The organism is Sphingobacterium sp. MYb382 (genome assembly GCF_037572665.1).
Lineage (GTDB): Bacteria > Bacteroidota > Bacteroidia > Sphingobacteriales > Sphingobacteriaceae > Sphingobacterium.
Map to the genome: position 1 here is coordinate 45,121 of NZ_JBBGZT010000023.1, position 21,500 is coordinate 66,620.

16 protein-coding genes are annotated in these 21,500 nt (G+C 40.0%); 11 read left to right on the plus strand and 5 right to left on the minus strand.

The features are described 5' to 3' along the window. Positions 1-3: 3 nt before the first annotated feature. A complete protein-coding gene (locus tag WH223_RS09850) occupies positions 4-2,334 on the minus strand; it encodes a TonB-dependent receptor (protein WP_340047449.1) in 2,331 nt (776 codons plus the stop codon). A gap of 425 nt (positions 2,335-2,759) precedes the next feature. Beyond that, positions 2,760-3,653, minus strand: a complete 894-nt coding sequence (gene xerD / locus WH223_RS09855) for a site-specific tyrosine recombinase XerD (protein ID WP_340047450.1) — start codon at positions 3,651-3,653, stop codon at positions 2,760-2,762. Positions 3,654-3,744: 91 nt separating this feature from the next. Here xerD and WH223_RS09860 point away from each other — a divergent pair, with 91 nt between their 5' ends. Then, on the plus strand, positions 3,745-6,600 hold the full coding sequence (locus WH223_RS09860) for a M16 family metallopeptidase (protein ID WP_340047451.1): 2,856 nt from the start codon (positions 3,745-3,747) through the stop codon (positions 6,598-6,600). 1,065 nt (positions 6,601-7,665) lie between these two features. On the opposite strand, the gene WH223_RS09865 is transcribed toward WH223_RS09860, so the two are convergent. Beyond that, positions 7,666-8,526 (minus strand): sigma-70 family RNA polymerase sigma factor, encoded by an 861-nt coding sequence (locus tag WH223_RS09865; RefSeq protein WP_085471636.1) that lies wholly within the window; start codon positions 8,524-8,526, stop codon positions 7,666-7,668. 341 nt (positions 8,527-8,867) lie between these two features. Between WH223_RS09865 and WH223_RS09870 the strand changes: the two genes are divergently transcribed. Continuing rightward, positions 8,868-9,089: a helix-turn-helix domain-containing protein gene (locus WH223_RS09870; RefSeq protein WP_340047452.1), complete on the plus strand. Its 222-nt coding sequence runs from the start codon at positions 8,868-8,870 to the stop codon at positions 9,087-9,089. Here WH223_RS09870 and fmt read toward each other — a convergent pair. Next, entirely contained in the window at positions 9,086-10,000 is a 915-nt protein-coding gene (fmt, locus tag WH223_RS09875) for a methionyl-tRNA formyltransferase (protein ID WP_340047453.1), read from the minus strand. The genes WH223_RS09870 and fmt overlap by 4 nt on opposite strands. 85 nt (positions 10,001-10,085) lie before the next feature. Between fmt and WH223_RS09880 the strand changes: the two genes are divergently transcribed. From WH223_RS09880 to WH223_RS09890, 3 genes are all read left to right on the plus strand, one after another. Then, the gene (locus WH223_RS09880; RefSeq protein WP_340047454.1) at positions 10,086-11,300 is read left to right on the plus strand and encodes an ABC transporter permease; all 1,215 of its coding nucleotides are present in this window, start codon (positions 10,086-10,088) and stop codon (positions 11,298-11,300) included. 119 nt (positions 11,301-11,419) lie between these two features. After that, complete coding sequence (locus tag WH223_RS09885) at positions 11,420-13,579, plus strand: cation:proton antiporter (protein ID WP_340047455.1); 2,160 nt, start codon at positions 11,420-11,422, stop codon at positions 13,577-13,579. 8 nt (positions 13,580-13,587) lie between these two features. Then, entirely contained in the window at positions 13,588-13,842 is a 255-nt protein-coding gene (locus WH223_RS09890; RefSeq protein WP_340047456.1) for a hypothetical protein, read from the plus strand. Between the two features lie 38 nt (positions 13,843-13,880). On the opposite strand, the gene WH223_RS09895 is transcribed toward WH223_RS09890, so the two are convergent. Further along, positions 13,881-14,489, minus strand: a complete 609-nt coding sequence (locus WH223_RS09895) for a sugar O-acetyltransferase (RefSeq protein ID WP_340047457.1) — start codon at positions 14,487-14,489, stop codon at positions 13,881-13,883. Positions 14,490-14,668: 179 nt separating this feature from the next. On the opposite strand from WH223_RS09895, the gene WH223_RS09900 reads away from it, so the two are divergent. The 6 genes from WH223_RS09900 to WH223_RS09925 all read left to right on the plus strand — a co-directional run bounded on the left by WH223_RS09900 (position 14,669) and on the right by WH223_RS09925 (position 21,497). Further along, positions 14,669-16,117: an aminoacyl-histidine dipeptidase gene (locus WH223_RS09900; protein WP_340047458.1), complete on the plus strand. Its 1,449-nt coding sequence runs from the start codon at positions 14,669-14,671 to the stop codon at positions 16,115-16,117. Positions 16,118-16,524: 407 nt separating this feature from the next. Beyond that, on the plus strand, positions 16,525-17,856 hold the full coding sequence (locus WH223_RS09905; protein WP_340047459.1) for an inositol-3-phosphate synthase: 1,332 nt from the start codon (positions 16,525-16,527) through the stop codon (positions 17,854-17,856). A gap of 93 nt (positions 17,857-17,949) precedes the next feature. After that, positions 17,950-18,666, plus strand: coding sequence for a nucleotidyltransferase family protein (locus WH223_RS09910; RefSeq protein WP_340047460.1), 717 nt, complete (start codon positions 17,950-17,952; stop codon positions 18,664-18,666). Between the two features lie 5 nt (positions 18,667-18,671). Further along, a complete protein-coding gene (locus WH223_RS09915) occupies positions 18,672-19,529 on the plus strand; it encodes a hypothetical protein (RefSeq protein WP_340047461.1) in 858 nt (285 codons plus the stop codon). Next, on the plus strand, positions 19,526-20,494 hold the full coding sequence (locus WH223_RS09920) for a CDP-alcohol phosphatidyltransferase family protein (RefSeq protein ID WP_340047462.1): 969 nt from the start codon (positions 19,526-19,528) through the stop codon (positions 20,492-20,494). Before WH223_RS09915 ends, WH223_RS09920 begins: the two co-directional genes overlap by 4 nt. Continuing rightward, a complete protein-coding gene (locus WH223_RS09925; RefSeq protein WP_340047463.1) occupies positions 20,487-21,497 on the plus strand; it encodes a lysylphosphatidylglycerol synthase transmembrane domain-containing protein in 1,011 nt (336 codons plus the stop codon). The genes WH223_RS09920 and WH223_RS09925 overlap by 8 nt, the downstream gene beginning before the upstream one ends. Positions 21,498-21,500 lie beyond the last annotated feature (3 nt).

Here is a 21,500-nt window from a genome sequence, read left to right on the forward strand (position 1 = left end):
TTTTTAGAATTCGTAAGAAATTTTTAGTGTTACGTTGCGCCCCATTTGGTGAGCGAAATAACGAAAACGATCCATGTAGTCTTTGTAGGCTGTGTTAAATAGGTTGTCTACGCCAATCAGGATGTTCATGTTTTTTTGATGCTGTACAGGGAATGTACTGCTGGCCAACAAATCTATCAAATGATAGGCAGCAGGAGGAGCAGTATAATCCGAACCAACATCATAACGTGTTTGTTTTGCAACAAAACGGTGAGCTAGTTTAAGGTAATTGACACTTGATTTAGGCCCGTTAATAGTCCATTGTAGGCTTTGTCTAAGCTGGTCCGATGGAATATAAGGCAAGTATTCTTTAAGCGTTAAGTTGCGCGCACGCACCAAGGAAACATCCAAGGTGTAGGCTAAAGCATTTGTTAATGTATACTTGGCTGACAAGTCAGCACCATAAAATAAGGCATCATTCTGTTTGTATGCAAAGAGCGGAAAGGTACCGCGAATAGTTTGGCGTACCGAGTCTGGGTTTGGTTGTGCATAGATATAATCAAATACAAGCTGTCCATAAAGATCTGCAGTAAGCTGTATCTTCTCGCCACGCCATATAAAAGCGTCATTCCATTTCAGTCCTTTTTCACTTTTCAAATTTTTATCGCCGACTTCGTAAGTGGCGCTACCGTGATGTAAACCATCGCTATACAATTCATTCGCCGAAGGCGCACGCCATGCTAAGCCTAGGTTACTCTTCAAGGTCAGGTTGCTGCTAATAGGATAGGAGATACCTGCTGTTCCAGATACGTTATGAAATTGACGACTATCGCTCATTAAATATTGCTGAACGACACCATCTGCATCAGGGTGCTGGTAGTCATAACGATAACCAGCGGCATCAAGATGCTTATAATCATAACGAATACCTAGCTCAGCCTGTAAATGACGAAGCTGAAAAGTACGGCTCGCAAAGACCCCTAAGTTGAAGCTATCAAAATTTGGAATGATAGGCGTAGTACCCGTACCCGGTTTATTGTTATTCACCTGTAGGTTCGCCTGCACCCCCAAACGTTGCTCGCCAGACTTGTAGATTGCCTCGAAGCCTTGTGTCGTCAGTTGCATATCCGCCATCGGCGTATTGTCCGATTCTATACGGCGACGGTCATATTCCAAACGGTGGTTACGCTGAATGCTATACTGGAAGTTTAACGAGCGTTCATCAGAAAACTGATGCTTCCACGACAACTTAAATAAGTCATGGTCTACACGCTGTTTCGGTGCTTGAATGTTATAGCTGAAGTCGTATGTTTCAAAAGGATAACCACGAGCGATACGCGCACGTAAATCCTCAACAGTTCCAATATGTGCACCTTCAAAAATACCGATATCAGTGCCAAAATGGCTATAGAAGGCCTCGATTTCATTCTTTTTGAAGCTATATTGTGCTGCAGTACTATAATTGAGCTCGCGCACGCCTGTATTACCAAGTATGTAGTCTGCGGAACGGTAATTGCCTATCTTTTTACCGGATAGTTGAGTACGCCAACCGAAGTTAGGTAATGCTTTTACGCCCCCTTCCAAGGCGATATTACCAATCATACCACGTCCGTTAGAGCGGCCGATAAGGTCTGCCTTGCCAGATAGCGCTTTATCAGTAGCTATTTGTCTAGGCGCCACTAAAATAACACCAGCCAATGCGTCAGCACCATATTGCACCCCTTGTGCTCCTTTAATAACCTCAATACGGTCAGCTACAAAAGGATCAATTTCTGGCGCATGCTCTGCCCCCCATTGTTGGCCTTCATGGCGCACGCCATTGTTGAGCATCAAGATACGCTGGCTATGCATACCGTTGATAATAGGCTTCGCGATTGTGCTGCCCATTGTCATTGTCGTAACGCCCGCTACCTCTGTTAGCGTTTCCGCCAGAAGCCTACCTTTATTCTCTTCCAGTTGCTGACGACTTAAGCCATGCGTACTGCTGGATAGTGAACCCGCTTGCGTTGCTGTAACCTTCACAGACTGCAATTGCTGAAAATCCTTTTCCATAACAAGACTAAGCGTCGTGTCTGCGCGTAGATTCAACGTGTAGCTAGCGGGTATAAAACCAACAGCGCGGAGGGTTAGCGTATGCGTGCCTACGCATAACTTTGTTAGATTAAATCGTCCAGCTTTATCCGTTTGCAGGCTTTTTTTAGCTTCAACTAAAGATACTGATATACCCGATATCGGCATATTTGTTCCCGTTAAAGTAACTTGTCCTTTGATGGATAATGCGCAAGACTGCTGTGCTTTACTTGTCCCTAAATGAATAAAGAATACAAGCAAAAGACTCAAGAAGCTTCTTTGCATTAAAAAAATGAAATGTATTGTACAAAAATTAAGAATGTGCCTTAAACAAGCGCGGATGGAGGATCCTTATTTCCTTTTTGTAAGACGAAGCATACCACAAGGGATGGCACTTCGTATAGCTCAGATGAAGTAAATAAATGATGAGATGCCGGAGCAACCGATGGAATAGCACTGACGATGTCGGTACTAATCTGATGACCCATGAACCAACATAAACCACAATTGTCTGCCCTTTTCCCTTGATCGTGGCAACTGGAGTCCTCATGCTGATGGCGCGTATCATGATTATATTGCAAGCCCGTCGTTACAACCAAGCTGGTTAACGACAGGTAGAATATAATATATCTCAGGATACTTTTGAACATCTTGTCAGCAAAGGTAAGTCAAATGCAACACTATTGCAAACAATAACAAATATATTACGCTTATGACCGTGGATGATACTGCGTAATAACCGATTGTAAATAATCTTTGTCGATGTGCGTGTAAATTTCTGTTGTGGTAATGCTTTCATGGCCCAACATATCCTGTACGGCTCTTAGGTCGGCACCACCTTCAACGAGATGCGATGCAAAAGAATGGCGAAAGGTGTGGGGGCTTATTACCTTTGTAAGGTTAATTTTTTTAGCCAAGTCTTTGATGATGATAAAAACCATAACCCTTGAAAGCTGCGATCCTCGTCTGTTCAGGAACACATAATCTTCTTGACCTGCTTTAATTGGCTGATTGGGACGTATCTCAGCAAGGTATATTTTTAAGTATTTAATAGCTTGTTGTCCAATTGGGATAAGCCTTTCCTTGTTACCTTTTCCTTCAACCTTAACAAACTCCACATCTAAGAAAAGGTTCGATATTTTTAAATTGACCAATTCGGATACCCGCAAGCCACAGCCATATAAAGTTTCTAATATAGCCTTGTTGCGTGTGCCTTCAGCACTTGACAAATCAATAGCCGCAATTAATTGGTCTATCTCTTGGATGTTTAATACACTAGGAATCTTTCGGCTAATGCGTGGAGTCTCAAGTAGAGCTGCTGGATTTGTAGGAAGCTCATATTCCAGTTGCAAGAAGGCGAAGAAAGTCTTCAATCCAGAGAGTAAACGAGCCTGCGTATAGGGAGATATATGAAACTCATTGACAAACATTAAGAACTGCTGAATATTACGCGTGTTCACCTCCGCCAAGTCAAGCTGCTTGTAGGTGCAGAAGCTTTCTAACTTGTTGACATCGTTGAGGTAAGCGTCAATGGAGTTTTGCGATAAGCTTCTTTCAAATTGAAGATATCTTTTAAAGTCCTTTTTACATGCAAGCCAATCCATAGCTAAAGATACGGAATAAAATGCGCCAAAGGGATGTCATATACTACTAAAATTTTGTAGATTTACGTAATTAACAATTAAATAAACTATAATGAAGATATTGAAACCAATTACATTAGCTTTTTTATTGCCGCTATCATTGGCTGCCGTAAAGGCTAGTCCTACTAATATGCGCAATGAGGCTAGACAGATGCTGGTTCAAGATACGTTAGCCTGGAACGCGAAACTTCCTTTTGATCATCAAGTGAAAACTGGAAAACTGAAAAATGGCTTTCAATACTATATCCGCAAGAACGTAGAGCCTAAAGATCGCGTTGTGATGTTTCTTGCCAATAAAGTAGGCTCCGTCCTGGAAACAGAGCAGCAGCTAGGCTTAGCGCACTTCTTAGAGCACATGAACTTTAATGGGCTAAAGCATTTTCCAAAAAATGAACTTGTTGATTATCTGCAGAAAGCTGGTGTACGCTTCGGTAGTGATCTAAACGCATATACTGGTTTCGACCAAACGGTATATCAACTGCCTATTCCTTCTGACGATCCTGCATTGTTAAAGAATGGATTGCAGGTGATGCGCGACTGGGCACAAGATGCCTTGCTAACTGACGAGGAAATAGATAAAGAGCGTGGTATTGTGTTGGAAGAGATGCGTGGCGGACGAGGTGCAGCACAGCGTATGCGTGATCAATACTTGCCCTTGGTGTTAAACCACTCTTTGTTCTCCAATAGATTACCAATCGGAACGGAGGAAAGTATAAAGAATTTTCCATATGCAGAATTGCGCAAGTTTCACCAAGATTGGTACCGTCCCGATTTGCAGTCCATTATTATCGTTGGTGATATTGATGTGGCAGCCATTGAGAAGGAAGTAATCCGTTTGTTCTCGGACCTTAAAGCGCCTAAAAATGCACCTAAGCGTATAGAACATACTGTAGCGTTGAACAATAAGAATCAATTTATTGCCGTTACCGACGCAGAGATGACCTATACCGTAGGGCAGCTTATTATAAAACACACCGAATCGAAGCTCAAGACGGTTGGCGATATCCGTACGTCAATAGCAAAATCTGTCTACAGCAGTTTGTTGAATGCCCGTTTAGGCGAGTTGTCACAGTCGGCAACACCACCCTTTATTCAAGGTAATGTCAATATAGGCTCTTTCCTAGGTGGACTGGATGCCTATACAGCTGTTTTCGTGGCCAAGCCTAATGAGTTTGAACTAGGCTTTAAAGCTTTGGTGAGAGAATTGGAACGTGTAGAGAAATTTGGTTTTACAGAAACGGAGTTTAAACGTGCCGTGGCTGCGATGAATAAGAGCAACGAGACCATTTATGCCGAGCGCGACAAGAAAAAATCCGATAGCTACGTAAATAGCTACTTAAACCATTTCTTAGAAGATGCGCCAGCCTTGAGCAATGAGGATTCTTACCGATTGACAAAGCAGTTGCTCCCTACTTTATCATTAAAAGAGGTGAATGCTATTGGCAAAACGTTCTATGTGAATACCAATCGTGATATCGTAATCATGGCGCCAGATAATGAAAAGGCAAAGCTTCCTAACGAAGAGGCCGTAAATACCTGGTTCAACCAAGTGGAGCAAGAGAACTTGACGGCTTATGAAGATAAGGTGTCTGAGTTGCCTTTACTTTCCAAAGAACCCGTTAAAGGTCAGGTAATCACGACGAAGGCAATTGATGCTATTGGTGTGAAAGAACTTCAACTGAGTAACGGTGTGAAGGTTGTATTGAAGCCTACGGCATTTAAAAATGATGAAATTCTAATTACAGCTTCAAGCGCAGGCGGAACCTCATTATATAGTGATGCCGATTATTTCTCGGCTTCGCAAGCTAGCGGATTGGTGAATGCGAGTGGCGTAGGACAGTTGAATACGACGGAATTACGTAAATACATGACGGGCAAAAATGTTAATATCAGCCCTTTCTTAAATGAACGTAGCGAAGGTATATCAGGTTTTAGCGATAAAGAAGGCTTAAAATTAGCTTTTGAACTTATCTATGGCTACTTCACGGAGCCACGTATTGAGGACGATGTATATCAAAGTACAATCACCAAAACAGCCTCGATGTTGGCTAACCAGGAGAGCAATCCAAACTTTATCTTTAGTAAAACCGTGCTTGGCAGTCTATATAACAATAGCATTCGTCGTGTACCGCTGGACGCAACAGGTTTGAAGCAAGTCAATCAGCAGCGTGCCTTAGAAATTTACAAAGACCGATTTGCTGATGCCTCCGACTTCGTGTTTACCATTGTCGGTTCGTTCACAGAAGAGGAAATAAAACCGTATATCGAGCAATACCTAGCTTCCTTACCAAGTTTAAATCGTCAGGATAAAGCTAAAGACTTAGGTCTTTACGAGCCTAGTCAAGGTTTTGAAAAGATTGTTCACAAAGGTCAAGATCAAAAAGCAACTGTAGTCTTGACTTATTATGGTGACTATAACTATAATGAGCAAGAAAACTTGAATATGGATGCACTGGAAAGCGTTTTAACGATTAAATTATTAGAGCGCTTACGTGAAGATGAGAGTGGTGTTTATGGTACAGGAGCACGCGCATCGACAAGCAAACTGCCGAAAAATCGTTACAGTTTCACCGTTTCTTTTGGTACTGGTGTAGATAAATATAGTTCACTTATCAACTCAGCAATCGATGAAATCCATAAAGTGATAGCTAACGGACCTACAGCAGATGATTTGGCGAAGTTTAAAATAGAAAAGAAACGTCAGCTTGAATTATCCTTAAAGGAGAATAAATTCTGGTTAGGACAGATTGCAGGTGCATACCAGCGAAGTGATGACCCTACATATATCACGCGTTACTTACAAGATTTAGATAAAATATCTATCGAATCTGTAAAACAAGTCGCTGATAAGTATTTGAAAGACGATCGTCTTTTCAAATTTATCTTACTACCAGACGAAGTCAAGTAAGCGTAAAGCATAAAAGAGACAGGCAGCCCCATGAAGGTTGCCTGTTTTTTGTTTTGGGCGCTCCGCCTGTGGCACTTTTAGATGTGCCCCAGGTGTCGGGCTTTCCGCACTCGCTTTTGACCTCCTGCTGCGCGTAGGCCAAAGAGCTCAAACAATCGCTCCAATCCCTAGCGCAAGAAAAAACTGAATAAGAAAGCGACGAAACAATTACCTTACATCGAACGTCGCGCAAACGGAGGGCTTAAAAAGCAAGAAGGCTCACTTAGAGAAAGTACATAGCGATTACGTCACGAAGAACGTAGCGAAGAGAGCGCGTTAGCAATTAGTGAAAAGCAAGAAGACTCACTTAGGAAAATCACATAGCGAATACGTCCCGGCGAACGTAGCGAAGAGTGATGTCTAGGAATTAGTTATATAGAAGACACCAAGCCTGAAATCTTCCTTTTGAAATTTCTTAATCGCATTCTATTTTCCAATACTTCAATCCGGAGGATTGACATAGCTATAGCAACAGTTTCATTTTATAACCATACGACCTCAGCGGGATCGCATATTATTAGCTTCCCTGCGGGCTAAGTTTAGAGAGAGGTCTAGGTATTAATAACAATCAAGAAAGTCCGCTAAGCGAAATCCCATATCGATTACGTCACGAAGAACGTAGCGAAGAGAGCGCGTTAGCAATTAGTGAAAAGCAAGAAGACTCACTTAGGAAAATCACATAGCGACTACGTCACGCCGAACTTAGCGAAGAGAGATTTAGGAATTAGTTAGAAAGAAGACACCATGTATAAAACCTTCCTTTTGAAATTTCTTAATCTCATTCTATTTTCAGACACCTCAATCCGGAGGATTGACATAGCTATAGCAACAGTTTCATTTTATAGCCATCTGATCCCAGCGGGATCGCATATTATTAGCTTCCCAATGCACGAAGTGCAGAGTGTAGTATTACCACATAATACGAGAAAATGCTTAATTGCTAGATAGTAGCTATGATTTAACTACTAGGTATAAAAAAAGCGCAATCTTTTAAATTGCGCTTTTCAAATAAAGTTAATAAGAAAATTAACCTAAATAAGATTTTAAAATTTTACTACGTGAAGTATGTCTCAAGCGTTGTAGGGCCTTGTCTTTAATCTGGCGTACACGCTCTCTAGTCAAGCTGAACTTCTCGCCAATTTCTTCTAGAGATAACTGGTGGTTAGTTCCTAAACCAAAGAACAACACGATAATCTCGCGCTCGCGCTCAGTTAAAGTAGCTAAAGAACGTTTAATTTCTTCAGATAATGATTCGTCGATAAGTAAACTATCAGTATCGGGATCGCTATTCTCTAATACGTCCAACAAGGTATTTTCTTCACCTTGTACAAAGGGCGCATCCATCGATACGTGTCTACCAGAATTACTCAGCGTGTCCGACACTTTGTCAACCGTAGTTTCCAAGATGTCAGCAAGCTCCTCAGGGGAAGGCTCACGCTCGTATTCTTGCTCTAATTTTGAAAAAGCTTTACTGATCTTGCTTAATGACCCTACTTGGTTTAGGGGCAAACGCACGATACGTGATTGCTCGGCAATAGCTTGCAAAATTGACTGACGAATCCACCATACAGCATAAGAAATAAACTTAAATCCTTTCGTTTCATCAAAACGTTTTGCTGCTTTAATAAGGCCTAAATTGCCCTCGTTAATCAAGTCACCCAAAGTAAGACCTTGATTTTGATATTGTTTAGCAACAGAAACAACGAACCTTAAATTGGTTTTTGTTAATTTCTCTAAAGCAACTTGATCTCCCTCGCGAATACGTTGAGCCAAGATTACTTCCTCTTCCGCTGTAATTAAGTCTACTTTACCAATCTCGTGAAGATACTTGTCTAACGACTGGGATTCACGATTGGTAATGGATTGTGTAATTTTGAGCTGTCTCATTTAATGTATTAAATACCTTTCTCTTTATGAAATGTTTACAAATATACTGTTTTTTTACGAAATAACCTTCATGTGGATGTAAATTAATTACTCAGAATGAGGTAGTTAAGAAAAGAAATATTGTACAAAGTACACCGCAAAAATTATTCCAATTTCTTAACGTTTACTAGCAATAACTACCTATTCAAGATTTTGTTTCAGATACCTCAAAAATTTAACATTGCTTAACTAATTTAAGATTAAGCGCTTGCTTCTTCTTTGGCTTTTTGAATATCAATAAAACAAAACTGTAATTAAATTGTTATGCTAGTGTTTTGTCGAACTTTAAAGGAGATATGTTTATGCCAATTAAAATTCATCTTGATAGCTTAATGTCAAAAAAGCGGATCTCTCTAAATGAATTAAGTCAAAAGGTAGGAATTACTTTGTCCAATCTTTCTATTATTAAAAATCAAAAGTCCAAGGCTATTCGCATGAGTACCCTTAGTGCACTATGCAAAGCCTTAGACTGTCAACCAGGAGATATCCTAGAGTATGTAGAAGGTGAGGAAGAAGAGGACTAGCCGAAGCGGTACCCTCTTAAAAACTCGTCTACAAGCATTCTCTTTTTTCCTTCTATTTGAAGGGAAAGGATACGTAATGAGCCATCCGCGGTAGCAAAAGATAAATAGCTTTTGCCATCCGTTTGGTATGCGCCAGCTTCAATAGCTAACTTTTCCGATTTTTCGGTACTGTATATTTTTAGCACTTTACCATCCAATGAGGTGTAGGCAGCAGGATAGGGGCTTAGTCCTCTGATAAAGTTATATACTTTATCCGTTGGTGCTGCCCAATTAATTTTACAATCTTCTTTAAAAATCTTCGGTGCATGTTGTAAGGCATCTACAGTCAGCTCGTCTTGTGGAGTTGCTATATGCGTACCTTTTTTTATAGCATCTACCGTTTTCAGCAACGTGCGTGCTCCAGCATGCATCAGCTTATCGTGTAAGGTTCCAGCATTGTCGCTATCTAAAATCGCTACTTCTTCTGTAAACAATACATTACCCGTGTCTATTTCATGCTGAAGTATGAAGGTGGTTACACCTGTTACTGTCTCTCCTTGTATAATAGCATGGTTGATTGGGGCTGCACCGCGATACTGCGGCAGCAACGAAGCATGTACATTTACCGTTCCTTGTGCTGGCATATCCCAAACAGATTCAGGCAACATACGGAAAGCAACGACAATCTGTAAGTCTGCAGCGTAAGACTTTAATGCCGCTAGAAATTCAGGGTCTTTTAACTTTACAGGTTGAAGTACAGGGATGTTTTTTGATTGGGCAAACTGCTTAACAGCCGATTCATGCACCTTCTGCCCACGTCCTGCAGGCTTATCTGGTGTTGTAACCACAGCTACAACTTCTTCGCCAGCATCCAATAAAGCTTGCAAAGAAGCTACTGCAAAATCGGGGGTACCCATAAAAATTATACGCATAAGCTCAGTAAATTTTCTATTTCAAGAGAAATGTCGGTATTGACAAATTTTATTAACTTTGCGAAGGTACAAATTAATTTTTAGCTTGAATTTTCCCTACTTTTTAGCCAAGCGTATAACAATTACAGGACGACGGACTTTTTCAAAATTGATCGTTCGTGTCACAATCGGCGCTTTGGCGCTGGCTATCAGTGCTATTATTCTATCTGTAGCCATCCTCAAAGGCTTCAAGAGTGAAATTATTGAGAAGCAGCGCGGCTTTTTTGGTGATATTATTATTTCTAAAAATGATTTAAATACCTCCTACGAGAATTCTCCTATTCAGTTATCTAAACAGCAGCTAGCCGAATTAAAGGCTATTCCCCAGGTTCAGCAGGTGTCGCCTTTCGCTACTAAGGCGGGGATTATACATGTAAATGGCGAAGTGGAGGGGGTGTTACTGAAAGGTGTTGACCATAGTTATGAACAAAAACAATTGGCAAAGAGTCTTCTTTCTGGAGATACGATAGACTTTGCTAAAGATCCTAATACACAAATTTTAATAACAGACTTCTTAGCAAAACGACTGCATATCGGTGTGGGTGATAAGTTTGTCATGTATTTTGTACAAGAGCCTATTCGTAAACGTCCTTTTACTGTAAAAGGGATTTTTACTACTAATTCTGAAGAGCTTGATAAAACATATGTCATTGGTTCTTTAGATTTAATCCGTCGCCTTAACAACCTAGCAGAAGAAGAGGCGGGTGGTTATGAAGTACGTATCGCTCATTTTGATTCCTTGGAGGCTACGACCGAAATATTGAACGATAAAATACCTGTGCGATTGCATGCGACCAGCATTGTTGAGCAAATGCCTGATGTTTTCAATTGGCTCGATATGCTGGATATGAATGATAATGTGATTTTTGCCCTTATGGTGATTGTTGCAGTCATCAATATGATATCGGCATTGTTGATTAGCATCTTAGAGCGTTCCTCAATGATTGGAATATTAAAAGCTTTAGGGTATAGTAACGGTGGCATACGGCGTGTTTTTCTTTATAACTCCATGTATTTGATTGGCTACGGCTTATTAATAGGTAACTTGATTGCGATAGGTCTCTATGTATTTCAAACACAAACACATTTCTTTGGGCTTGATGCAGCTACCTATTATATAGAGTACGTACCGATGTCTATCTCTTGGTTAGAAGTCGTTGGTTTAAATGCAGCTGTCGTTGTTATTGGCGTGTTGACTTTGTTCATTCCCTCGATGTTAATTAGCCGTATATCCCCTGTAAAAACCATTCAGTTCAAGTAGATTTAAATATTTTTATCCGCTACATGGAGCCTGTCCATTTGGCAGTTTGTTAGGATTTAGCCTATATTTTCGCTAATTTACAGCCATAATTTTTGCTAACGTAAAGTATAAAAACCTGTATGGATAAATTTTTGCATCACATTTCTGAAGCTTTTTCTACTCCGCTTACGAGTCCCGTACTTGTGTTTACGGTGATATTAACCATTATCCTTATTTCCCCAATTATTCTACGCCCAATAAAAGTTCCCGGTATTATTGGTTTAATTTTATTCGGTGTTCTATTAGGCCCGCATGGGCTAAAATGGTTAAGTAAAATTGATAAGGCTACCTTGAGTGGTAATGGGGTAGATGCGATAGACTTGTTCTCCACCATAGGCTTGCTATATATTATGTTTATAGCTGGTCTTGAGCTGGATATGAATGAGTTTAAGAAGACCAAGAATCGCAGTATTCTATTCGGATTTCTAACTTTTATAATCCCGATAACGATTGGTTTTCCTGTTTGTTATTACCTATTGGGTTATTCCTTTTTACCAAGTGCATTAATTGCAAGTATGTTTGCTACACACACCTTGGTGTCGTACCCGATTGTCAATAGTTACGGTATATCGAAGCATGAGGCTGTTGCTGTAGCAGTGGGCGGTACTATCTTGACGGATACTGCCGTTCTGATTATTCTAGCCATTATTACGGGCGCATCGCAAGGGCAGCTTAATCAAGAATTCTGGGTTACACTAGGTGTATCCTTCACGGTCTTCTTGTTCATTATGTTTGGCATTATTCCGCGCATCGCGAAATGGTTCTTTCAGCGTATTGAAGCCGAAAAAACAGCCCATTATATCTTTGTGCTTGCAGTGGTATTTTTCGCAGCCTTCCTAGCGGAATTGGCTGGCTTGGAGCCTATAATTGGTGCTTTTATGGCGGGACTAGCCTTAAACAAGTTGATTCCACACTCGTCTGCTTTAATGAACCGTATTGAGTTTATTGGGAATGCTATTTTTATTCCTTTCTTCTTAATATCAGTAGGGATGATTGTCGATATCAGCGTACTCGCAAAAGGACCGATGGCCTTAATTATTGCTGGAACACTGACTGTAGTCGCTATTGTAGGTAAGTTTTTCGCCGCTACCGTTACGCAGTGGGTATTTAAGTACAGCAAGAATCAACGTAATCTTATCTTCGGGCTGAGTAATTCCCATGCTGCAGCCACTTTGGCTATCATTATGGTGGGCTATGACAAAGAGATTATCGACGAAAATGTGCTTAATGGAACGATTGTGTTGATTTTGATAACTTGTGTTATTGCTTCACTGGTAACTGAATATGCATCCAAACGTATCGTTATGGAAGGCGGAACTCCCGACGAGACTCGTGTTGAGCAGGTGCCAGAGCATGAAGAGCAAATCTTGATTCCGATTGCTAATTTAGCGAATATGGAGCCTATTTTGGACTTTGCAACTTTAATCAAGTCTAAAAAGTCTCACCATCCATTAAATATACTGAGCGTCGTTCCTGATAATGAAGAGGCCGAACGAAATACAATCAACGCCAAGCGAAACCTTGATGGTATGGTACGTTATGCGTCAGGCGCCGAGACAGAGGTGGATATCATTACCACGATCGATCACAATATTGCCAGTGGTATTGGTAGGGCTTCAAAAGAGATTTTTGCCGATTGTATTATCCTGGGGTGGCCTAGTGCGAGCTCTTTCGTGGAGAAAATTGTAGGTGAAAAATCGGAAAGCATTTTAAACCGTACGCATGCCAATCTATTCATGTGTCGCCTAGATAAACCCTTGATGTCTCACAAATCTATTATCTTGTTTGTGCCACCGTTGGCAGAGCTAGAGATAGGTTTTGAATTCTGGATGAATAAAATGTTGCGTCTAGCGCAGGAGTTATCCATCCCGGTTAATTATGTATGTTCTACACGTACACAAGCAGCAATAGCGACTACATTAACGCAACTTAAAACGAGTGTACCAGCTACTTTTAGTAATTATGAAGACTGGAATAATATTCATGGCTTAGCTACTTTTAGTAATAGCGATTCTTTATTGGTGTTCGTTTCTTCGCGTGCAGGTGAGGTATCGTACCGTGATGCCCTAGATGGTTTAGCAAGACGCGTGGGACGTCATTATCAGAATCAAAACTTGATTTTGATATTCCCAAGCCGCGTCGATAATCAGCATATTGATGATTACGAAGATATTCAAATGGCACCAATCGTGCGTAAGATTAGCCGTGAGATTGTAAATATGTTTAATAAAGAAAAATAAAGCTGATCATGAAAATAACAGATATACCTGCTTTCATTCGTGAAAGTAACCTGACGGCTGTAGAGCTAGATCAGCTAATGACTCAAGTGCAGCTGCCTGATGATGATGAGATAGATGCTATCCGCGTTCTTCCGGAAATTCAAGAGTTGCTGAATGCATTTATAGGGGATGAAACCAGTAGGGGAACTCATCTTGTATTGAAAGCTCAAGCATATTTAGCGACGGGCAGTGTAGATATGGCCTGGAAAGTGCTTTTACTCTAAAAATAATGAAAGTCCCAAGTTTTTGCTTGGGACTTTTTTTAACCTTCTTCAGGGAAGGGCTTTCCTTTATCGTAATACTTTTTATCTTCTTCTGTAATTGAGCGTATGATTTTACAAGGGTTTCCTGCTGCCACAACATTCGCTGGAATATCTTTTGTTACGACAGAACCTGAGCCAATAACAGTATGCTGGCCAATATGTACCCCAGGGTTGATAACGGTATTCCCACCAATCCATACATGGTCCTCAATAGTTATAGGTTTAGTAAACTCCCAGCCTGCCGAGCGAGGTTCCGGATGTATAGGGTGTGTAGCCGTGAAAATAGATACGTTGGGACCTATTAACACGTTGTTGCCAATGCTCACACGAGCACCATCGAGGATAGTGAGGTTGTAGTTTGCGTAAAACTCATCACCTATTTCAATATTAAACCCATAATCACAACGAAAAGGAGGCTCGATATAAAAGCGGCTTTCCGTTTTTCCGAGCAGTTCTTTTAAGATTTGATTGCGAGCCTTAATCTTGCTGGGCTCTAAATTATTAAACTTAAAGAGCTGTTCTTTTGCCTTTTGTCGTGCATCAAACAGTTCTCTTCCCATGGCAATGTAGGCCTCGCCACTTAACATTTTATCTTTTGAAGATTTCATTCTACTTCATTTATTGCTTTAGCTTTATTCTGTCGTTTTATCGAACTTTAATCAGCGATATGGAATTATAGCGTAATTTTTACGTCCTGATGCCAAATATAAACCATTTTGTTTGCTATTGGTAGGTGTTAAAGGCGATAAGATTTGCTATTTTTGTGAAAACTATAAATTAGTATAAGATGATAGATCATTTGGAACCCAAAGCCGTTTGGACACATTTCCAAGCTTTAAATAATGTACCTCGTGCTTCTAAGAAAGAAGAACAGGTTATTCAATTTGCCCTAAACTTCGGACAGTCTTTAGGCTTAGAAACTTTTAAGGATACTGTTGGTAATGTAATCATTCGCAAGCCAGCCACCGCTGGTATGGAAGATCGTAAGAAGTTAGTCTTACAGTCCCATTTAGATATGGTGCACCAGAAGAATAATGATACAGTTTTTGATTTCGATATCCAAGGTATTGAAATGTTTATTGAAGAGGACTGGGTTAAAGCTAAAGGAACAACGCTTGGTGCCGATAATGGTATTGGCGTAGCTTCTATTATGGCTATTTTAGCATCCAATGATATTGCACATCCAGCGATTGAGGCTTTGTTTACGATCGATGAAGAGACTGGGATGACAGGAGCGAAGGGATTAGAAGGTGGTATTCTTCAGGGTGATATTCTTCTTAATTTAGATACCGAAGAGGATGATGAAATCGATATCGGCTGTGCTGGTGGTATCGATATTACCGCTAAACTTGCTTATACAGCTGAAGCTGTTCCTGCCGATACAACAGCTTTAAAAGTTATTGTTAAAGGATTGCACGGAGGTCACTCTGGTATGGAGATTCACAAAGGACTTGGTAATGCAAATAAAATTTTGAATCGTCTATTGGGTGAGCTGCATACTTATAATGTACGTGTAGCTACTATCGATGGCGGAGGTTTGCGCAATGCTATACCGCGCGAAGCTTTCGCAACGATTGCTGTTCCTACGACAGTTCTTGCTGCATTTGAAGCTGATTTTGCAGCTTATGCTGCTGATATTAAGCAAGAATTTGCTACTGTAGATGCTGGATTGGCATTTGAGATTCAGACGTTGGACCAGTTAGATACCGTATTACCGCTAGATGTGCAACGCAATCTAATAAAAGGTATTTATGCTGCACATAATGGCGTTTACCGTATGAGTGCTGATTTTGATAACCTTGTAGAGACCTCAAATAATATTGCTCGTGTAGAAGTAGGTAATGGTAAGGTTACGATTAAATGTTTGACAAGATCATCTGTAGAAACGTCGAAAGTAGATTTAGCAAATACACTAACGGCATCCTTTGAGTTAATGGGGGCGGAGGTTACGCGTTCTGGAGATTATCCGGGATGGACGCCGAATCCGAATTCAGCTATATTAGCGACCGTGAAAGCGACTTATGAAGATCTTTTTAAGGAAACTCCAGCTGTCGTTGCCTGCCATGCAGGTTTAGAATGTGGTATTCTAGGTAGTCACTATCCAGCTATGGATATGATCTCTTTTGGACCAACCATCCGTGGCGCACACTCGCCGCAAGAGCGTGTTTCTATCAGTTCTGTACAGAAGTTTTGGAAATTCTTAATCGCTATTTTAAAAGAAACACCAAAGGCTTAATTCGTAAGCATACTATTTTTTCAGAAACGGCCAAAGAAATAAATCTTTGGCCGTTTTTTTGAGTATTATCTACAATATCAATATGTTGTAGTCTATTATATACAATGCTTCATCTGAAAGTAGGTTTATTGTAAGTTGATAAAACTTTTATGCCTACCGTTCGTTGTTTGTTAGGGTATATGTTAACTTTGTGTTAACGCGTGCTACGGCTTTGCTATGTACTTTAATTGGAAAAATGACCCATTACGATTTATTTAAAGAAGACAACATTTTATACGATTTAACTTTTTAATCGCAATGGTCAAATATTTACGTTATTTTAACAAAATAATGATGAAAAATTCCGATTTTTGTTAGATATTAATGCTATTAATTTAAAGTGTTTTATTGAGGATAATATAAAAATTATGGAAAAAAATGTAAAAGGTGCCAATGGTAAACTAGGCATTCTTATGCCTGGTTTGGGTGCAGTTGCTACTACTGTAATTGCGGGTGTTGCAAACATTAACAAAGGATATTCACGTCCTATTGGTTCTGTTTCGCAATTGGGTCACATCCGTCTAGGCAAGCGTACCGATAACAGAAATCCATTGATTAAGGATTTCGTTCCTTTGGCTAATTTATCGGATATCGTATTTGGTGGTTGGGATGTTTATGATGATAACGTATACGTAGCAGCTTCAAAAGCTAAAGTATTAGAGCAACATCAATTAGACGCTGTAAAAGACACTTTATCGGCTATCAAGCCTATGAAAGCGGTATTTGATATCAACTTTGTGAAAAACTTAGATGGTACGCATATCAAATCGGAGACTACGCGTCGCGAATTGGTAGAGGCTGTACGTCAAGATATTCGCAACTTTAAAGAAACAAATGGTTTAGATCGTATTGTTATTGTATGGTGTGGATCTACAGAAAAATATATCGAGCCTACTACGGATATTTTTCAAAGCTTAGCACAGTTAGATGCTGCTTTAGATAATAATGATGGACAAATTCCACCAAGTATGATCTACTGTTACGCTGCATTGTTAGAAGGTGTTCCTTACGTGAATGGTGCTCCAAACCTTACATGTGATGTTCCTGCTATCGTTGAATTAGCGCAACGCGAGAAAGTTGCTATCGCTGGTAAAGACTTTAAAACAGGTCAAACATTGATGAAAACAATTGTTGCTCCTGGTTTACAAGCGCGTGCTTTAGGTGTTTCTGGTTGGTTCTCTACAAACATCTTGGGTAACCGTGATGGTTTAGTATTAGACGCTCCAGAAAACTTCAAAACTAAAGAAGTTTCTAAACTTTCAGTGTTAGAAGAAATTCTTGACGCTAAGAAAAATCCTGAGCTTTATGGTGATCTTTACCACAAGGTAAGAATCAACTATTACCCACCTCACGGTGATAATAAAGAATCTTGGGATAACATCGATATCTTCGGATGGATGGATTATAAAATGCAGATTAAAATCAACTTCTTATGTAGAGATTCAATTTTAGCTGCACCTATCGTGTTAGACTTAGCTTTATTTATTGACTTAGCACAACGAGCAGATTTACATGGTGTTCAAGAATGGTTATCTTTCTACTTGAAAGCACCACAAACAGCACCAGGTTTACCTCCTGAGCATGATATTTTCAAGCAATTGATGAAATTGCAAAATACTTTGAGACACATCATGGGTGAAGATTTAATCACGCACCTTGGTCTTGACTACTACCAAGATTTAGTAGATAGTATTCAATAATAGGATTTTTAGAACGAATAGTTATCTTAGGGTAACTATTCGTTTTATTAATCTTTTTATTTTGTTATTGTTGAGGGATATAAGAAATAATAGATGATTGAGTTTGCAATAATTGCTGCAGGCGAAGGCTCTAGGTTGAAAGAGGATGGTTTTTCCTTACCAAAACCTTTATTGCCGCTCGCAGGTACACCTATGATTGAAAGGCTGATTAATATATTCGCCAATCAGGGTGCGCAACGCGTCCATGTGCTTGTCAATAGCCAATCGCCTCAATTACTTGAGTTTTTGGAAGGCAATGTATGGCCAGTGCCAGTGGTATGCCATGTGAAAGATACAGATAGTTCTTTACATAGCTTATATACACTAGCTGCATTGAACCCAGATTGGGAAGCTTGTTGCGTGACGACGACAGATACGGTTTTTAGTGAACCTGATTTTGCGCGTTATATTAAGGGTTTTGAAGCGAATAAGGAAGCAGACGCCTATATGGGCCTTACTGCTTTTATTGATGATGAAAGTCCGCTATATGCGGATGTGGATGCTACACAACGTGTGATTGCTTATGCAGATCATTTTGAGCCCCATTTTAAATATGTGTCGGCAGGTATTTATGGCCTGCGTAGACAAGCCTTAGACCGCATAAAAAAATGTGTTGATCAAGGCTATTCGCGTATGAGAAACTATCAGCGCTATCTATTAGAAGAGAACTTATGGGTGCAAGGGCATTTATTGGGGAAAGTGGTCGATGTAGACCATTTGAAAGATAGGGAAGCAGCAGAAGTTTTTCTGAGTGAAATAACCATTAGTTAGGTTATATGAAAGTTTTAGCGATTAAAAGAAAAGAACAGTTTTCCCCTAATCATGTGGGAAATGATACCGCAATTTTAAATGCGGTGTGTGAGGAGCTGGAAAAAAAAGGAGTTGAGGTTGAGATTTGTGACGAGGTTTCTTTTTTAGAAAAAACCATTATAGAGCAAGATTTTATAATTAACATGTCCCGTAGCAAAGCTTCGGTTTCCAAACTTTTGTTACTGGAAGATATGGGTAAGCGTGTTATAAATTCTCCTTACGGTATTCAGCAATGTTTTAGAAAAAACATGACCTTAGCATTGTTGGATAATGAAGTTCCATATCCAGCGAGTGATGTGGTGAATACAACAAGTGATATTCGTCCTTCATTTGATAAATTGGGCGGTTCAGCACTATGGATCAAACGAGGCGATTTTCACGCCATACACCGTGAGGATGTATCTTTTGCTGCTTCTTTGGAAGAAGCGCAATCTATTTTACATGAATTTGCACGTCGCGGCATTGAAGAAGCTGTTTTATCAGAACATTTAGCTGGCGACTTGGTTAAGTTTTATGCGGTAAAGGATACTGACTTTTTCTATTGGTTCTATCCGTATGAGCACAACCACCATAAATATGCTATTTATGAGCAGATTAATGGAGGAACTTTGCACTATTCCTTTAAGGAGGAAGATCTGAAACGTACAGCTCAACAGGCTGCTACTACTCTTGGAGTAGATATTTACGGAGGAGATGCAATCGTTAGTCCTACGGGTAAGTTGCATATTATTGACCTCAATGATTGGCCTAGTTTTGCGCCTTGTCGTGCTGAAGCTAGTGAGGCTATCGCTGAGTTTTTATTTACACAGTTACACGCACAATGAAAGACAAGCATAGTCTAATTACCCCTGATGGGGAACAACAACCAAGCGAACAACCAAGCATTTTTGAACAATCCTTAAAGTCTAACGATACCGAAGAGCGTATTGATATTTGGTTTTACCGACCTATAGGTCTCCGTATTGCCAAATTTTGTGCTTATGCGGGTATTACACCCAATGCGGTAACGATTATTAGTATCTTCTTTGGTGTGGCTGCCGGGATTTTGTTTTATTATCCGCAGCTTTGGATTAACGTCATTGGGATGGGTTTATTGGTATTTGCCAATTCGCTTGATTCTGCTGATGGTCAATTGGCCCGACTGACAGGTAATATGAGCCGTTTCGGCCGTATCCTTGATGGTTTTGCTGGTGATTTCTGGTTTGCATCAATCCATATTGCCCTATGTTTACGCTTAATGCAAGACGGATGGTCGGCATGGGTTTGGGTGCCTGGTGTCTTAGCTGGAGTAGCACACGTTTTCCAGTCAGCAATGGCCGATTACTACCGTAATGTACACCTTTATTTTATTAAAGGAAAAACAGGTAGTGAGCTTGATAATAGCAAGAATTTGCAAGTTGATTTTGATGCTCTTTCGTGGAAAAAGAACTTTTTCTCGAAGTTTGTTCTTAATGGTTATATGGGATACACCCGTATGCAAGAGGGGCGTTCACCAAAGCTACAAAAGCTTCTTGCCGTTGTGAAGGAGCGTTTCCACGAACAATTGCCTGCTGAACTTGTTCATGATTTTAGAGCACTGAACAAACCTTTAATGAAGTACACTAATATTGTACAGTTCAATACACGTGTTCTCTTTTTGTTCTTATGGATTTTCATCGATCAGGTATGGCTTTATTTTGTTTTTGATATCTTCGTATTAACACCAATTTTAATTTACATGGTGTGGCGTCAAGAACGTGTGAGTAAAGAAATCCTTGAAAAAATAGAAGACAATAAGTATAATGGCTAGTAAGATTTACAAAGTCCTTTTTTTTATTCTTGGCTTAGGAACACTAGGCTACATGGTTTATTCCCTTGGCCCAGCAGAAATATGGGCCAGCTTACTTAATACAGGATGGTGGTTTATTCCCATCTTATTGAGCTGGTTGGTTATCTACCTGATGAATGCCTTTGCTTTTCAAGCGGTGATTGGAAGAAAGGAAGCACGCAAAGCGAAGCTTTCTTTCTGGAAGATATTTCAGCTTACCGTAACCGGCTATTCCATTAACTATATTACTCCTTTTGTGGGACTTGGGGGAGAACCTTACCGAATAATGGAGTTAAATCCTTATGTCGGTGGAGCCAAAGCCGGATCTTCTGTATTCTTATACAGTGTGATGCATATTTTGTCTCATCTTGTTTTCTGGGTGCTTTCTATTGGATTAATCATTGCTTTTGTTACCATTAGCAAGGCTGTATTAATAGCATGTTTGCTAATTCTAGCCATGTCGGCAGTTTTGTTTTATTGGTTTTCACGTGTTTATCAAAAAGGATTGAGCCGCAGTGTATTTGCCTTTTTTGGTAAATTACCGTGGGTCGGTAAACGTATTCAGAAATTTGCGGAAGAAAAGCATGATCTCTTCGCAGATATTGATGTGCAAATCAAAGATCTTTTCACCAATAGAAAGGCTAATTTTTACAGCGCTTTGGCATGGGAGTTTTTCGCTCGTGTTTTAGGCTGTTTAGAGATTTATATTATCGCTTGGACGCTAGGTGTAGAAATGACCTATATTGAAGCATTGATTGTAAGCTCAGGATCTTCATTGTTTGCCAATTTAATGTTTTTCTTTCCGCTCCAGCTTGGAACACGTGAAGGAGGAATGGCAATGGCGATGGTCAGCGTAGGTTATGCGGCGAATCTTGGAATATTCATAGGGGTAGCCACACGTATACGTGAGTTGATATGGATAGCTATAGGTTTGTTATTTATGCTATTCAAGAAAAAGAATACACAAGTAGAAGATGTTAACTAAGTT

Bases quoted from the DNA above. Each gene is read 5' to 3' on its own strand.
- WH223_RS09890 (WP_340047456.1), top strand. From the start codon at position 13,588: ATGAAAATAACAGATATACCTGCTTTCATTCGTGAAAGTAACCTGACG.
- WH223_RS09885 (WP_340047455.1), top strand. From the start codon at position 11,420: ATGGATAAATTTTTGCATCACATTTCTGAAGCTTTTTCTACTCCGCTT.
- WH223_RS09870 (WP_340047452.1), top strand. From the start codon at position 8,868: ATGCCAATTAAAATTCATCTTGATAGCTTAATGTCAAAAAAGCGGATC.
- WH223_RS09915 (WP_340047461.1), top strand. From the start codon at position 18,672: ATGAAAGTTTTAGCGATTAAAAGAAAAGAACAGTTTTCCCCTAATCAT.
- WH223_RS09865 (WP_085471636.1), bottom strand. From the start codon at position 8,526: ATGAGACAGCTCAAAATTACACAATCCATTACCAATCGTGAATCCCAG.
- WH223_RS09850 (WP_340047449.1), bottom strand. From the start codon at position 2,334: ATGCAAAGAAGCTTCTTGAGTCTTTTGCTTGTATTCTTTATTCATTTA.
- WH223_RS09895 (WP_340047457.1), bottom strand. From the start codon at position 14,489: ATGAAATCTTCAAAAGATAAAATGTTAAGTGGCGAGGCCTACATTGCC.
- WH223_RS09910 (WP_340047460.1), top strand. From the start codon at position 17,950: ATGATTGAGTTTGCAATAATTGCTGCAGGCGAAGGCTCTAGGTTGAAA.
- WH223_RS09905 (WP_340047459.1), top strand. From the start codon at position 16,525: ATGGAAAAAAATGTAAAAGGTGCCAATGGTAAACTAGGCATTCTTATG.
- fmt (WP_340047453.1), bottom strand. From the start codon at position 10,000: ATGCGTATAATTTTTATGGGTACCCCCGATTTTGCAGTAGCTTCTTTG.
- WH223_RS09920 (WP_340047462.1), top strand. From the start codon at position 19,526: ATGAAAGACAAGCATAGTCTAATTACCCCTGATGGGGAACAACAACCA.
- WH223_RS09900 (WP_340047458.1), top strand. From the start codon at position 14,669: ATGATAGATCATTTGGAACCCAAAGCCGTTTGGACACATTTCCAAGCT.
- xerD (WP_340047450.1), bottom strand. From the start codon at position 3,653: ATGGATTGGCTTGCATGTAAAAAGGACTTTAAAAGATATCTTCAATTT.
- WH223_RS09925 (WP_340047463.1), top strand. From the start codon at position 20,487: ATGGCTAGTAAGATTTACAAAGTCCTTTTTTTTATTCTTGGCTTAGGA.
- WH223_RS09860 (WP_340047451.1), top strand. From the start codon at position 3,745: ATGAAGATATTGAAACCAATTACATTAGCTTTTTTATTGCCGCTATCA.